We start from the raw sequence: 15,516 nt of genomic DNA, 5'->3' as shown, positions 1-15,516 counted from the left end.
GTGAGGATCGCAATACCTATGCCGAATCAGTGTTTGCCCATATCGTCAATGCATGACCACGCCATACGCTGGCGTAACGTGCAATGGCTGTTTACCGACGTAGATGACACCTTGACATGGAAAGGTGAGCTCCCTTGGCAAACACTGAAGGCAATGGCCGATCTCCGTGAAGCTGGCATTCACGTTGTCCCTGTTACTGGCGCTTGCGCTGGCTGGGGCGATCATATGATTAACGCCTGGCCTGTCGATACGGTGATAAGCGAAAACGGTGGCGTGATCCTATGGCAAGAAAACGGTCAGCGCTTCACGAAAATCAATCACGCCGCCCATCAACAGCAAGCTGCGCTACTTGACTGGGTAAACCGCTTACTTCAGCGCTATCCAGCTCGCGCACTTGCTGCCGATCAGTCTTATCGTCTCTGTGAAGTGGCGATTGATATTGGCCAGCATACGCCACGCGCATCCGCAGACGAGATCAATGCATTACTCGACGAGCTTCATGGGCAGGGCGTCAATGCAACGGCCAGTTCGATTCATATTAACGCCTGGTTAGGTAACCACAGTAAAAGACACGCGGCGCAAGAATGGTTAGATCGTTACAGTGTCACAGGAAAGCAAACTCAGCAACGCGCAGCGTTTATTGGCGATTCACCGAACGACAGCGAAATGTTTGCCCACTTTCCTCTGAGCGTCGGCGTCGCGAATATCTCCTCTCACCTTCCAACATTGGCCACCGTACCAACTTGGATCACGGATGCGCCGGGAGGGTTTGGTTTTGCCGAATTTACCCACCACTGGCTGTCGGTACTGTCGAACCCATAAGCTATGTCAACGCGCTAACTGAGTGTGGCGTCACAGCTTTTCTGCTACAGGGCTTTTTATATCAATGTGTTATTTAACTTTGTCGCTGGCTCGTTCTACAATATCCGCGTTTTATTATTCACAAAGATGCCCAAACCTCAACGTTTGCGCCCCGCACATGGTTGGTGCGTATAATCATAAAGCACAAACACGATAACGATTAGGATAATGTTATGAAACGCTATGCCCTTGCACTGGTCGCGGCACTATTGCCGATAATGTCAAACGCTGCGCCTGTCAAAAATGCAGACTGCTATTCGGCCAAGTATCATGATTATGTAGATGCATCGATCAATTGGTACCAAGCGTTGGTCGATATGACGGTGAAAAAAGACGCATCGCTCGATGAGGTTGCACAGTGGTTTTTGCAAGGCCGTAAAAATCACTTTAACCTCAATGCAAAAGCGTTTGATTATTATTTAGAAAATGACAGCGCCAAGCTCAATTTGGAAGCGCCTGTGGAATCTTGGTTAAAACTAGGCCAAGAAGACGTAAAAACACTCGCACAAAGCTCGTTGCCCCCCTCTGCGCTGGCCGAAAAAGTGTTTAACTTCCGCCAAGGCGAAGCCATGGACGGGAACTACGCCCTTCGCAGTGCACTTGCCGATCTGCTAAGTCATCCAAAAGAGATTGATAAGGCACTTAACCAGTACAATGACCAAATGAACAGCATTAACCAACGTCAGTGTCAGTAAACAGGCCGCTGTTTGAGAGCCGGCAACCGCTGGCTCTTTTATCGACTCTCTTTCGCGTGTGCTGTTTCAGCTGTCATCTATCAGTAAAAAAAGCCTGATGCTCTCGCTTTTTTTTGCTATGTTGAGGCCTAATTTCAGTCAGTGATCGTGACCCTACTCTCAATGCGCATGAGAGAGTCACTATTTGGACAGCCAAGCAGATATAAGAAGAACGTCATGGCAACACAAAATAAAGCCGCGGACGCCACACCGGAAACCTTGCACCGGATTTTCACTGTCCCCGAAGCCCCAGATTCAACGCTCAGTCAAATTGAGCAAGCGATCTCTCAGAATCTAAACCGGTTTTTACAAAACCATATTACGGCCACCGAACGGTCGCTCGCTGATATTGAGCGCGATTTTAGCGATCCGGCCATCCCTGAAGACCCCACTTTTGTCTCTGATCACACGCAGTTTCTGCTCGATAAGCTCGTCGCTCAATCGGTACATACCGCTTCACCGCGATTTATCGGCCACATGACCTCTGCACTGCCTTATTTTTTGATGCCGCTCTCTAAAATCATGATTGGCCTCAACCAAAATACGGTCAAAATTGAAACATCTAAGGCATTTACACCGCTTGAGCGGCAAGTGCTTGGCATGTTGCACAACCTGATTTATCAGCAAGACGACGCCTTCTATCAAAGTTGGATGCACAGCGCGAACCATTCATTAGGGGCCTTCTGCTCAGGTGGAACGGTGGCGAATATCACCGCGTTGTGGGTCGCGCGAAATAACGTGCTCAAACCTGACGGAGAGTTTCCTGGCATCAACAAGGCTGGCTTGTTTGGCGCGATGCGTCACTATGGCTATCGCGACCTCGCGATCTTGGTGTCAGAACGAGGCCACTATTCATTGGGTAAGGCGGCTGATGTACTCGGCATTGGCCGCGACCAACTGATCTCGGTGCCTGCAGATAGCCAAAATCGTATTTGCATTGATGCACTCGAAGAGACCATTGCCACACTTAACCGGGACAATATTAAACCGATAGCTATCGTGGGGGTGGCGGGCACCACAGAGACAGGCAGCATTGATCCTCTCAATGCACTGGCTGATATTGCGGAACGTGAGGGTATTCACTTCCACGTTGATGCCGCGTGGGGCGGCGCGACCTTGATGTCAAATAATCAGCGCCACAAACTGGCTGGGATTGAACGTGCCGATTCTGTCACGATTGATGCGCACAAACAGCTTTATGTCCCTATGGGGGCTGGTATGGTGTTATTTAAAGATCCGTCGCTCGTGGCGTCGATCGAACATCATGCGGAGTACATCCTGCGTAAAGGAGCAAAAGATCTGGGGAGTCACACACTCGAAGGCTCTCGCAGTGGTATGGCAATGTTGGTGTTTGCTTGTATGAACATCATTTCTCGCCGCGGTTATGAGTTATTGATCGATCAAAGTATTGATAAAGCGGCGACGTTTGCCGACATGATAACCACAGATCCAGATTTTGAGCTGATATCGGAACCCGAGTTGTGCCTACTCACCTATCGCTTTGTGCCCGCAAAAGTACAAACCGCGCTGGCTGTGGCCAGTGAAGAGCAAATTGAGTTGATGCATGATTTGCTTAACGACCTAACCAAGTTCATTCAAAAGCGCCAGCGCGAATCGGGCAAAACCTTTGTCTCCCGTACACGTCTCACGCCTGAGCAATGGCAACGTCGCACCACCACGGTTTTCCGTGTCGTGCTGGCCAATCCCCTCACCACCGCTGATATTTTGCAAGAAGTGTTGGCGGAGCAGGGTGAAATCGCCAAAGAAAGTGAGTTTGCCTACCCACGCCTGATGACACTGGCTGACAGTATTCTCAAAGCCTAAGTCGGTGCGGTTCGAGCAATAAAAAGGCAGCCCCGTTACGGTGGTGGCTGCCCTATTGCGCTAAAAAATGATGACCTGCGCAGTAAACGGGCTACTTCAGCGGCCCTGCTTTTGGTGACGTCGTTGATTGCAAGCAATGTGTTTGGCTCAGTACTGCCTCGCGTTGATGTTCGATATCAATTTGGGCTTGACGCCACTGCATCTGTACCTGAGATGCCGTCATCGTTCGCCCCGGTTCTGAAAACAAAAACCGCTGCAGCGTGTGATCAAACTCTGCACTGTTCTCTTGTTCGCTGTAGACAATGCCCATTAGCTCAAACGCACGTGTCTTCTCTCGCGCCGTACCAATCACGGTGTAGCGCTGAGCCGTATCAAGTGTTTTGTCATAGCGGCAATGGACAAGATCTTGTTGCGCGCCACGCAGTGCTTCATTGAGACCAATGGTGCTGTAATTGCGCCATAAGTCCGACATTTTTGGCAGTGAGCATCCGACCAATAACATCGACAAGCACACTGCGGCCATTATCTTAATCATCACTTCTTCCTACACTGTGCACCGAATACAACGCGTCTCTCTATGGCTGGTCACTTATCAAGACGCATCGCACCGTCACCACGCCCGGCTGTCACATTAGCGCATGGCTACCATTGGTAACGGCACTACCGCTGATAACTTGAGGTCAGTCACGTTTGCCAATCACCACTTCGCCTGATTGCTCAAACATAGCGACTTCCTTACGACGACGCCCAAGCAAAATAGGCTTATCATCGTAGAATAGAAAGTTTTTCCAATACCGTTTAAACACGCCCCATTGGGTTTCGACAATATTATGTTTGTCGTAGCAAAAATAGACCGTAATATTGTCTTCCCAAGGAAAGTTAGCGAGAAACTCTACGGGAAGATCATCATCGTCGTCCCAGGCTTGTTGCCAAACCAGTCGCTGGGTCCAAACGCTTTGATGCGTCGGCCAATCTTGCTTGCCAAAATGATCCGGTGTTGGGCTGTCTTTACTGATAAATTCTTGCCATAACTGCGCCGCGCGTGCCTCAGCCATGGGTTTAATATCAGCGAGATCCTGTTCGGGAATAGGCAAAGACTGGTGGGTGAAGATCCACTTTCTTTTATATTCAGACAACGGGAGATAATTCATGCTAATCAGGTTATACGCTCTATGATGCCGACAACTTTATCATAATCATCACTGGGTTGTTACTAAGTAAACCCGGACTGAAGCGACACAAGAGTGGCGATGCTTCACACATCGCCGTTTGAGGAAAGCAAACTCGGTTAGTCGTTAACCGCTATCTCATCGGTCGATTGAACATCTTGGCTGTCGCCAAGTTTTCGATGACCTTGGTCAAGGTGTACCATATCGACAAAATCATCACTGCCAACCTGAAAGGCCTGACCAAACCCTTTGACATACAGACCATTTTCCGGCTTTAGACGGAATAAATGGAAGTCAGCTAACCCGCTTAAGCTGTCGATAATATCGCCAAAGCGGTGGGTCAGCGCCGAAATCCCCGTTTGCCACTCAGTGGTATCACGCATCACTAATTCAGCATTGGCATCAAAACTAAGGCGCTGGCGCGCATAAATCTGTTTTGCCCCGCTTTCGTCTTCGATCATCATCAGCGAAACCTGGGGGTTTTGTTGTAGGTTCCGAGCATGACGAGCAATTTCACTGATTAAAATATAAAAACCGTCTTCCAACTGTGCAAATGGCGCATAACTCACGTTGGGTTTTCCCTGGGCATCGACGGTTGCTAGCTGCAAAGTCCGACAGTTAGCACGAAAGGCTTCGATTTCTGGGCCAAGGCGGTTTTGTAGGCGTTGTTGTTTTGTCGCTTGATCCATGATTATTGCTCCGGGTCTGTTGGTGTTGAGGTCGCTAACTGCGTTTTTAGTTGATTAAAGGCTTCAACCTGGTGTTCAAGAAGCTGACGTTTGTCGTCTCTTCCCACGTAAATCTTAAAGATTGAATCCCCCTGTTCGGTGAAAAAGCCGATATAGTGGGTTGTTTTACCGCGAAAAGGCTTGCTGACGAAGGCAATGCCGCTCATGCGCTCTAATTTTAGGTGGCCATGCATTTCACCCGGCTTTCCCATTAAGTTGTAGTAGCCATAAGCGATCTTTCCTTTGGGAAACGGGGCTTTTACTTCAAAAATTGAGCCACCGGAATGCACAATCGCTGTGACTGGGCCACCCCATTCGGCCACTTTCATGAGCACGGTTTCAGCATGCTGCCCGTCCACCCACGTTTGATACTCAGCCGGCATGGCACGTACTGCCTCGCCTTCACTCACGCCTAGGGTTTTCGCTATATCAGCAGGCAATATAGAGGCATTATCTGCCAATAGTGCGTTTACCTGCTCGTTCAAAGTGGTTGTCATTGATCACTCCAGCCTATTCTTATTGTGGTGTGTCGTCTCTGAGTGGGCAGGCGTTCACCTGCCCTTTATCTTTGGGTTAAAACTGGTACCGAACATTAAACTTAATATCACGCCCGGGTGACGCGGTTTGCGCCCACGCTTGGGTGTATTGTTCATCGGTTAAATTATCGATCGCGAGATCAAACTTCACCCCATCCCAGGCGCCATTCGGGCTATAACTTGCATACAGATCCCACAGGGTATAGCCGTCGTAGGTGTTGGCATTATTCGTGTCGTCTTGATCGGCATAATGAGAGACGCGACCACCAACACTCACTGGTAACGTCGCCAGCGCGTAGTCGGTTTCCGCAACCCATTTATGAGCGGGAATATTATCTAGATAGCTGCCATCATGCTTATTCTTGCCTTCGGTTTGGCTGTAGCTCAGATTATTGGTAAAACCACCAAGTTGGTGATGCAAGCTAATCTCGATGCCTTCGAGTTTAGCTTCGGGAAGGTTCTCCTTCACCGTAGTACCCTTAGTCCTTTTAACCGATTGATTTATAAAATTATCGACGTCATTGCGAAAGACTCGAGCATCAATATAACCTTGATCTACATACGTACTTGGCGCAAAAGTATAGGTGATGTTTAGCTCTTTGTTAGCACTTTCTTCCGGTCTCAAGTCGGGATTCGGCACAAATTGATTTCCGGGGTAGTGAGTACCACTGGCATACATTTCTTCTAAACTCGGGGCTCGAAATGCTTCGCGATAGCTGGCAGTCAGTGCTAACTGTTCAGTCGCATTCCAAGTCAATGCAGTTGAAGGCGACCACGCCGTATTATCATGGTTACCAATGGTCGATTCGGGTCGCTTATCTTTCGCATCATAAGCATCAAAACGGACACCCGCTTGCCATTGCCATGCTTGTCCCAGCGGCACATCAACTTGGGAAAACAAGCCGACACTTTGTGCTTCGGCGTCTTGGTCATCTGGGCGACCAAACATCGAGCCACTCGCGTCTCGTACTGTCTCAAAGTTGTCTTGATAAGCATCCAGCCCGGTGGTTAATGTGAGTGCTTCAAGCGTCGAGCGGTTCGATAAAGACAAACCCAGCGTTTGCATCTGATTATTATCAAACTCACCTTTATCAACCCGATGCTCATTGACCTCGGTGTCGTTCCAATACAAGCGAGTGTCTAAATCCACCCATGACTGGCTAGGGTTATAGTTGTACGTGAGCGACAGGCTTTGGTCGTCGACTTGGCGATATACGAGGGGCGACGAGGTTGTCGTCGGATTAGAGGGAACCATGGCGTCACGTTTACCTTGACGCGCGATGAATGACCACTGGTGATCCAAAGAAGGCGTAAACACCAGTTTAGCAAACCCGCCTTTTTCTCGATCCGCAGAATACGACAAGGTCTTGCCATTGCCTAATTGGCTATCGTCGCTATCGTGATAGTAGCTTTGTACTAGCCAATCAACCGTCTCCGTGCGACCAAACACCGCACCGCTTGTACGTGAGGCGTTGTCGTTGCTGTGGAAGCCTTGTTTGACATAGCCACCCAAGGTTTCTGTGCCAGAGAGAAAGTCACTGGCTGATTTGGTGTTTTGTGCGAATACACCGCCTAATGCACCAGACCCCCACAGCGTACTGGAAGGGCCACGGACCACTTCGACTGAACTGAGCAATTCAGGATCGATGAATAGGCTGGAACGATGGCCGACCGAGAAATTCTGACGGGCACCATCAACAAGCTGGATGACGCGGCCGTTGTCACTGCTAAGGCCTCGAATGCTAACAGACTGAGCGGCATCACGCCCTCCTCCGAGTACGGAGACATTGGGTAAATGACGAATCAAATCCGTGACATTACTTCCCTGGCGTTTCTCTATCTCTTCCAATGACACTGTACTCACCGCCACGCCAGCATTCGCTTTTTGCGTGTCCATACGGCTTCCGTAGACAGAGAGCGTCTCTACAGAGCTAGCCTCTTTAGACTGGCTGGCGGCACTCGCGCTCTCAGCGACGGCCTGAGGCGCAACAGTCATCGTACTCAGCACGGCCCCGACTGCCAAGGCGACACGGTGGCTATGCTTTACTGTCCAAATATCCTTTCTGGTTTTCATAACGGTTCTCTATGCCTTACTGCAAATGCGACTTATCATCATTTGAAAGTGATTCTATTGATCGAGAACAGGAATGCAAACGATAATTGATCTTGTTTGTATTGGGTAATATATTGTCTGAGTTCATGTCGCACGGTGTGGCGACCTAACCAACATATAAACCACTCGACACTACTGACACTGAAAAATAAGGATAAAGCATGGCAACCGCTGCTGTTCGACTGATTGCCCTCATGATGACACTCGTTTCATTTTCAATTCACGCATCGCCACGCATAGTGAGTGCGGGGGCAAGTGTTACTGACCTACTGATTGATCTGGGGGCAGAAACACAAATTGTGGGGATTGACGCCACGAGCCAGCTTAATAATAAAGATGTCCCCAATATCGGTTATCACCGTCAGCTATCAGTGGAGGGGGTACTCTCCTTGTCACCCACGCTTTTGTTAGGCTCTGAGGAAATGGGCCCCAAACCTGTATTAACAAAGCTCAACAATGCCGGGGTTAAGGTGGTTGCGCTACCCAGTGCACCGACGGTGGCGGCACTGAAACAGCGCATAACCCAAGTTGCCAACCTCACAGACAAGCAAAGTAAAGCGGCGCCTCTGCTTCGTGCGGTCGATGGAAAACTCACGCAACTGAAACGTCGCGCCCCAGCGTCGACACAGCAAGGGGTTTTCTTACTTGTTCACCAAGGTCGTCCCGCGAGTATTGCCGGCACGAGCACGACACCCAATACGCTCATTGAGCTTATCGGCGCGACGAATCCGGCTGCCAATACGGTTACCAGCTATAAACCCCTCTCACCCGAGGCGCTGCTCGGTTTTAATCCCGATTTTATTTTGGTGATGCAACGTTCTTTGGACCAATTGGGTGGCTTGACAGGACTTGCCAATGCCGTCCCCTTGCTAGAAAACACCCAAGCTTTTCAGCAAAACAAGATCCTCGCGATCGATGGCAGTGTGTTGGTTGGCGGTTTGAGCCTGAAAAGCTTAGATGAGGCGCTTCGTGTGCAATCACAGTTAATAGAGCTTAGCCAGTGATGCCATTACAGATACAGCATCCTTATCAGCGACTCTTTCCCGCGCTGATCATTTTGTTGCTTGCCGTATCGGTGACCTCGATTGCAGTCGGTCAATGGCAGTTAGGTTGGCTCGTCAGTCTACAAAGTCTAACGCCTTGGCAAGACCAGCTTGAGCCTCATGTATTAGCCATCGTGCAGCAAGTCAGACTGCCCCGAACGCTGCTTTGCTTATTTGTGGGCGCTTTACTCGCCGTTTCCGGTGCATTAATGCAAGGACTATTTCGTAATCCTCTCGCGGATCCTGGGATTATTGGTGTCTCAGGGGGGGCGTCTCTAGGCGGTGCACTGGGGCTGTTGTTGTTGTCATTTGGCAGTATAAACATGGCGTTTCACTTATCAGTGCCTCTATTTGCTTTTTTTGGTGCACTTTTCGCAACGTTATTTGTATACCGAATCGGCACCACCGCGATGGGCACGTCCGTTACCGTCATGCTATTGGCCGGTATTGCTATCAGTGCGCTATCAGGCGCGGCGCTGGGAATGATCAACTATGTGGCAGACAATCAAACCCTACGCGATATCGCATTGTGGTCTATGGGATCACTGACCGGTGCCAGTTGGGGGCAAATCGTTTTAACTGGGGTGGCGGCTGTCGCTCTCACGGTGTTTGCTTGTTGTCGTGCTCATCAGGTGAATGCTTTATTGCTCGGTGAAAACGAAGCCGCGTATTTAGGGATAGATATTCACCGCCTAAAACGTTTGCTGATCATTGCAACCGCTGCCGGGATGGGCGTATCCGTTAGTGCTGCGGGATTGATTGGGTTTATTGGCTTAGTAGTACCGCATATTGGCCGCCTGATCGTTGGGCCCGACCACCGTATGCTCATCCCTTTATCTGCAGTATTGGGGGCACTTTTACTCACGCTTGCCGATATTATTGCTCGAGTGATTGTCGCACCTGCGGAGTTGCCCGTAGGCATTATTACCGCTTTGATGGGCGCACCTTTTTTTATCTGGCTTCTTATTCAGCAACGACAAACGATGGTGCACTAATGTCTCGTACGGCGCTTCATGTTCAACACCTTCATTACACCCTTGGTCAACGCCCACTGCTTCGCGACATCAATGTCGCGTTTCAAAGTGGACAGTTACATGTCTTACTCGGTCCGAACGGAGCGGGTAAAAGTACCTTGCTCAAACAGCTGATGAGTGAGCAACACCAACAAGGCGACGTATTGTTTTGGTCAGCGTCAAGAGCGACATGGCCTCGTGATACATTCGCGAGACAGGTTGCCTTTTTGCCGCAAACCAGCGGGTTAACCTTTGCGTTTACGGTTAAAGACGTCGTCGAAATGGGCGGCACACCATTAAAAGCAAACCGCAAACAAATCCGAGCGTTAGCCGAAGAGCAGCTACATCAATGGCATGTATCTCATCTTGCACATCGTCCCTACCCCACACTGTCAGGCGGTGAAAAGCAGCGAGTCCATATGGCGCGTATTTCCATGCAATTGGCGCACACGGAACCGACTCGCGCCATGATGATGCTTGATGAGCCGACGTCTGCTCTTGATATTAGTCACCAGCACCAAACGCTAATGCGGTGCAGAGCACTGGTTGATCAAGGAATGACAGTGATCATCGTACTGCACGACCTTAACCTTGCCAGTCGCTACGCTGATTATCTTTATTTTATGAAACAAGGCGAAATGGTTCTCTCGGGAACGCCTTGGCAATGCTTTACGCACCACCAGATGACTGAGATTTATCAACACCCACTGACAGTAATGACACACCCAACGCATGCTTGCCCACTGATAGTGACGTAATGACAATTTTGCCGACTGTGAAGAAAATGAGATCACGCTGCAAGAGCATAGCTGGGTCACAAAACCACCTGTTGGTGATGGCTTGCTCATCAGACCAATTGCGACTGAGCAGCAACCTAAGTAAACTGAGACCGCAACCGATTAACTATGAGAATGGATGAAATCGGATTCGTTACCTTCGCAACCCTCTGATGAGCCGGGATTGTGAAAGACAACGCCGCTGCGTTACAGCGGCGTTTTTCTGTAAGGTCGCGAGTAACGATCCCAAGGCTTCACAATATAGAAGAATTAAGATGGCAACGATTAAAGATGTCGCGCGTCTCGCAGGCGTTTCAACCACCACGGTTTCACACGTTATCAATAAGACCCGCTTTGTCGCAGAGAAAACAACCGAGAAGGTTTGGCAAGCCGTTGAAGACCTTAATTATGCGCCAAGTGCGGTCGCGCGTAGTTTAAAGTGTAACACGACGCGCACGCTTGGTATGTTGGTGACCAAATCAACCAACCCTTTTTTCGCTGAACTGGTTCACGGTGTAGAAGATTATTGCTATGAGCAAGGTTATACCCTGATCTTATGTAATACCGAGGGTAACCTAGAAAAACAGCGTGACTATTTACGCATGTTGTCAGAAAAACGTGTCGATGGTTTGATTGTGGTGTGCTCGGATCTCAATGAAGATCTCATGCTGCTGTTAGAGAAGAAACGCGATCTCCCGATGGTGGTAATGGATTGGGGGAGTCATCATATCAACACCGATCGCATCGAAGACAATGCCGAGTTAGGCGGATACCTGGCAACCAAACACTTTATTGACAATGGCCATACCCAAATAGGCTGTATTTCCGGTCAAATGGATAAAAATACCTGTAAACAACGACTAGCAGGATTTTACCGTGCACTGGATGAAGCCAATATAACAGCGAACCCTGACTGGATCGTAGAGGCTGATTTCGAGGCAGATCAGGCCAAAATCGCTGCGCAACAGTTCATTGATATGACTCATCGTCCCACGGGCGTGTTTTGCTTCAACGATATTATGGCGCTCGCCGCAATTAGCACCTTTAACCAAGCGGGGTTGCAAGTACCTGAAGATATTTCTGTGATTGGTTATGACAATATTGATCTGACCGAGTATTACTCACCACCACTGACGACCGTCCACCAACCTAAGCGGCGACTCGGTAAAACCGCTGTTAAACTCTTGCTTGCACGCATTAACGATAATGATACGCAACAGCAAGTATTTGAAATGGATCTCGAGCTCATTAGTCGGGAATCTGTAAAAACGATAAATTAGTGTTTTATAATAACTTTTTAAGCTGCCATGTCATTGGGCATGGTGGCTTCTTCCCCTCTCTTGAGCCAAAAAGAACCTTTACTCTAACTTGTCAATTACAAACTTTTTGAACCAAAATCACACTTTGTGTGGTTGGTGAGGGCGACATCACTGTCTAATTATTATATGCTTATCCCTGTTTGAACAAGGCAAACCATGGCGAAAGCATGGGACGCAAAGCCACCGGCCTATGGACGCTGATAAAATTCAATCAGTTAGTTACGGTAGCGGGGTTGCCAGCATCATTGTTATAAAGCTGAAGATAGCGTCAAAACTTACGATGTATCATCGTTGAGATTTTGATAACTCGCTGATAATTCTGCCTGTTTGCCTTGTTACACTACGGTACTATTTTTTAGGCATTTGCATTCATCGAGATTGTTATTAATGGATAAACCAGCTTTAAAAGACGCGATGCGTTTATTTGCCGATTTTGGCAATATCAAATCCCGATCCATGTTCGGCGGATTTGGCTTATTTTGTGAAGACACCATGTTCGCCCTTGTCGTCAATAACACCCTTCACCTACGCGCCGGCAAAGAAAACGAAGCTTTACTCAAACAACAGGGCCTCGCTCCCTATGTATACAAGAAACGTGGTTTCCCGGTGGTCACCAAGTACTTTGCCATTCCTGATGCTTGGTGGGACAATCAACAAAAACTCATCAGTGAAGCTAAAAGTGCACTCGATGTTGCCATTCGCGATCGTTCGCTAAAAACCGAAACCAGTCCGTCGCGCTTGAAAGATCTCCCAAACCTTCGACTCGCCACCGAAAGAATGCTGAAAAAGGCAGGGATCGACTCGCCTGAATCCCTTCATCAACAGGGAGCAGTCAACGCCTACAAAGCACTCGTCTCTGCGCATGATAAAGACCTAAGCTTGGAGCTATTATGGTCACTAGAGGGCGCGATTACTGGCAAACACTGGTCAGTTGTCCCACCCCAACGCCGCCAAGAGTTATTACAACATCTAGAGAAATAACACCTCACAATAACACTCTCTACTCTGACTCTACTTTTTCTGTGAGCAATGTTCGCGTCCAACACCGCCTTAGGGCGGTGTCGCTTCTCTCTTTTCGCTCAAAAAAGCGTCAACCACACTTTTTTTACACTCCATGTGAAAGTCTCCTGCGATCGATCAGGTCTGATTCTAGGTACGATTAAGAGCACAGTTTCTTAATGCAACAGAAAAATCAGCCAGTTAATTAATCTACAGCACCTAATGTTATAACTGGACCCTATTTGCTACCTGACGAGATACCGTATGCCAATAAAAAAGATCTTACTTGGCTTTGCGATTGCTGCACTTATTACCCTCTGGTTTAGTTTTGATCTCAGCCAGTGGCTGACACTTGAAAACGCCAAGGCGCAACAAGCGGCATTGAACGATTACATTATCGAAAACGCGACCACCGCGAGCTTGGTGTTTTTCGCCGGCTATGTGGTGATGACCGCCCTGTCGTTGCCGGGAGCGGCGGTAGCCAGTCTATTGGGCGCGGCACTCTTTGGCTTTTGGTGGGCATTGGTGTTGGTCTCATTTGCTAGCTCGATTGGCGCCACCCTCGCCTTCTTGGTGAGTCGCTTTATGTTACGCGACTGGGTCCAAGCCAAATTTGGCAATAAGCTCGATACCATTAATCGTGGCATTGAGAAAGACGGCAGCTTCTATTTGTTGACCCTCCGCCTGATCCCTATTTTCCCGTTTTTTCTGATTAACCTCGTGATGGGGCTAACCCCATTCAAAACCCGCAACTTCTATTGGGTCAGTCAGCTCGGTATGTTGCCGGGTACCGCCGTATACGTGAATGCAGGGACCCAACTGGCCCAAATCGATGCACTCGGCGATGTAGTGTCACCTTCAGTGCTTGGTTCACTCGCATTACTGGGTGTCTTCCCACTACTGGCAAAGTGGGTCATGGCTTGGATCACGCGTCGTAAACGCTATCAAGGTTGGAACAAACCTCAACAGTTTGACCGCAATATGGTGGTGATCGGTGCCGGTGCAGGCGGCTTGGTATCGAGTTATATCGCTGCAGTGGTAAAAGCAAAAGTCACACTGGTTGAAAAAGGTTCGATGGGAGGTGACTGCCTAAACACCGGATGTGTTCCCTCAAAAGCGCTAATACGCGCGGCAAAAACCATGCGAGAAATTGGCAAGGCCAAAACGTTTGGCATTCATACCCAAACGCCAGCTGTTGATTTTTCGGCCGTGATGGCACGGGTTAAACAAGTGATTACCCACATTGAGCCTCACGATTCGGTCGAGCGTTACACCAAACTCGGCGTGGAGTGTGTGCAAGGCGAAGCGCACATCGTTTCGCCATGGGAAGTTGAGGTGAACGGCGAGCGACTGACCACTCGCAACATCGTGATTGCCACAGGCGCACGCCCCATGCTACCCCCCATTCCTGGTTTGGCAGAGGTCACGCATTACACCTCAGATACGATTTGGTCTCTGACTGAGCTGCCATCACGGTTGTTGGTTTTAGGCGGTGGTCCCATTGGCGCGGAATTGGCGCAAAGTTTTTCGTGCTTAGGCAGCCAAGTGACGCTCGCAGAAATGGCTGACCAACTTCTCAGCCGTGAGGATAAAGATGCCGCCAAACTGGTTGAGCAGGCGTTAGAGCATGACGGTGTCACGGTTTTAACACAGCACAAAGTCAAAGCATTTGAACACAGTGATAATGAGCAAATCGCCTTACTCGATGGCCCTGACGGTGAGAAAACCGTCGCATTTGATGCGGTGCTGGTCGCGTTAGGGCGCAGTGCCAACACCAAAGGCTTTGGTCTCGAAAAGCTCGATATTCCCGTAACCGATCGTGGCACAATTCAAGTCAACGAGTATCTGCAAACCGCCTATCCCAATATTTATGCGGTGGGTGACGTAGCGGGGCCGTTTCAGCTCACCCACGCCAGTGCCCACCAAGCGTGGTATGCCGCCGTGAATGCACTATTCGGTCAATTCAAACGCTTCCGAGCCGATTATTCAGTGATGCCGGCGGCGACTTACACCTCGCCAGAAGTCGCGCGCGTAGGTATCAATGAAAAAGAAGCCAAAGCCAATCAGCAAGAAGTGGAAGTGACCTATTACGGCATTGATGATCTGGATCGCGCGATTGCTGATGGCAATGATCACGGTTTTATTAAGGTGCTGACACCGAAAGGAAAAGATACCATTCTGGGTGTGACTATTGTTGGCGAGCATGCGGGCGACTTGCTCGCAGAATTTACTCTCGCCATGCGGCATGGGTTAGGACTAAATAAAATTTTGGGCACCGTCCATCCGTATCCGACCATGAGTGAAGCGGTGAAGTATACCGCTGGGATGTGGAAACAAGCCCATGCACCCGAGAAGCTGCTTAACTGGGTCGAAAAATATCATCGTTGGATGCGTCACTAAT

The 15,516-nt window shown here is 49.2% G+C and carries 14 protein-coding genes and 1 riboswitch; of the genes, 9 read left to right on the top strand and 5 right to left on the bottom strand.

Features of this window, described 5'->3' with window-relative positions:
* The first annotated feature begins 18 nt into the window (after positions 1–18).
* The 3 genes from EHW56_RS00880 to panP all read left to right on the top strand — a co-directional run bounded on the left by EHW56_RS00880 (position 19) and on the right by panP (position 3,419).
* Entirely contained in the window at positions 19–822 is an 804-nt protein-coding gene (locus tag EHW56_RS00880) for an HAD family hydrolase (RefSeq protein ID WP_152798911.1), read from the top strand.
* Between the two features lie 212 nt (positions 823–1,034).
* A complete protein-coding gene (locus tag EHW56_RS00875; RefSeq protein ID WP_046073298.1) occupies positions 1,035–1,556 on the top strand; it encodes a hypothetical protein in 522 nt (173 codons plus the stop codon).
* A gap of 216 nt (positions 1,557–1,772) precedes the next feature.
* Positions 1,773–3,419, top strand: coding sequence for a pyridoxal-dependent aspartate 1-decarboxylase PanP (gene panP, locus EHW56_RS00870; protein WP_046073299.1), 1,647 nt, complete (start codon positions 1,773–1,775; stop codon positions 3,417–3,419).
* A 91-nt stretch (positions 3,420–3,510) separates the two neighbouring features.
* Here panP and EHW56_RS00865 read toward each other — a convergent pair whose 3' ends face one another.
* The 5 genes from EHW56_RS00865 to EHW56_RS00845 form a co-directional block, all read right to left on the bottom strand.
* A complete protein-coding gene (locus tag EHW56_RS00865) occupies positions 3,511–3,954 on the bottom strand; it encodes a hypothetical protein (RefSeq protein WP_046073300.1) in 444 nt (147 codons plus the stop codon).
* A 145-nt stretch (positions 3,955–4,099) separates the two neighbouring features.
* Positions 4,100–4,570, bottom strand: coding sequence for a DUF2947 domain-containing protein (locus EHW56_RS00860; RefSeq protein ID WP_046073301.1), 471 nt, complete (start codon positions 4,568–4,570; stop codon positions 4,100–4,102).
* Between the two features lie 137 nt (positions 4,571–4,707).
* On the bottom strand, positions 4,708–5,277 hold the full coding sequence (gene hutZ / locus EHW56_RS00855; RefSeq protein ID WP_046073302.1) for a heme utilization protein HutZ: 570 nt from the start codon (positions 5,275–5,277) through the stop codon (positions 4,708–4,710).
* 2 nt (positions 5,278–5,279) lie between these two features.
* Positions 5,280–5,813 (bottom strand): heme utilization cystosolic carrier protein HutX, encoded by a 534-nt coding sequence (gene hutX / locus EHW56_RS00850; protein ID WP_152795251.1) that lies wholly within the window; start codon positions 5,811–5,813, stop codon positions 5,280–5,282.
* 76 nt (positions 5,814–5,889) lie between these two features.
* Entirely contained in the window at positions 5,890–7,926 is a 2,037-nt protein-coding gene (locus tag EHW56_RS00845) for a TonB-dependent hemoglobin/transferrin/lactoferrin family receptor (protein ID WP_152795253.1), read from the bottom strand.
* A gap of 200 nt (positions 7,927–8,126) precedes the next feature.
* Here EHW56_RS00845 and EHW56_RS00840 point away from each other — a divergent pair, with 200 nt between their 5' ends.
* The 6 genes from EHW56_RS00840 to lpdA all read left to right on the top strand — a co-directional run bounded on the left by EHW56_RS00840 (position 8,127) and on the right by lpdA (position 15,515).
* Positions 8,127–8,969, top strand: a complete 843-nt coding sequence (locus EHW56_RS00840; RefSeq protein ID WP_152798908.1) for a hemin ABC transporter substrate-binding protein — start codon at positions 8,127–8,129, stop codon at positions 8,967–8,969.
* The gene (locus EHW56_RS00835; RefSeq protein ID WP_077666310.1) at positions 8,969–10,003 is read left to right on the top strand and encodes an iron ABC transporter permease; all 1,035 of its coding nucleotides are present in this window, start codon (positions 8,969–8,971) and stop codon (positions 10,001–10,003) included. Before EHW56_RS00840 ends, EHW56_RS00835 begins: the two co-directional genes overlap by 1 nt.
* Positions 10,003–10,779 (top strand): heme ABC transporter ATP-binding protein, encoded by a 777-nt coding sequence (locus tag EHW56_RS00830; protein WP_152795257.1) that lies wholly within the window; start codon positions 10,003–10,005, stop codon positions 10,777–10,779. The genes EHW56_RS00835 and EHW56_RS00830 overlap by 1 nt, the downstream gene beginning before the upstream one ends.
* Positions 10,780–11,072: 293 nt before the next feature.
* Positions 11,073–12,077, top strand: a complete 1,005-nt coding sequence (locus EHW56_RS00825) for a substrate-binding domain-containing protein (protein ID WP_152795259.1) — start codon at positions 11,073–11,075, stop codon at positions 12,075–12,077.
* 177 nt (positions 12,078–12,254) lie between these two features.
* A riboswitch (cyclic di-GMP riboswitch) is annotated at positions 12,255–12,357 on the top strand.
* Positions 12,358–12,503: 146 nt separating this feature from the next.
* A complete protein-coding gene (locus EHW56_RS00820; protein ID WP_152795261.1) occupies positions 12,504–13,097 on the top strand; it encodes a TfoX/Sxy family DNA transformation protein in 594 nt (197 codons plus the stop codon).
* A gap of 282 nt (positions 13,098–13,379) precedes the next feature.
* A complete protein-coding gene (gene lpdA / locus EHW56_RS00815; protein ID WP_152795262.1) occupies positions 13,380–15,515 on the top strand; it encodes a dihydrolipoyl dehydrogenase in 2,136 nt (711 codons plus the stop codon).
* Position 15,516: the final 1 nt, after the last annotated feature.

The organism is Salinivibrio sp. VGrn1 (assembly GCF_009377995.1).
Classification (GTDB): domain Bacteria; phylum Pseudomonadota; class Gammaproteobacteria; order Enterobacterales; family Vibrionaceae; genus Salinivibrio; species Salinivibrio siamensis.
Note: the sequence above shows the minus strand (reverse complement) of the source record. Positions and strands in the feature narration are given on the sequence as shown.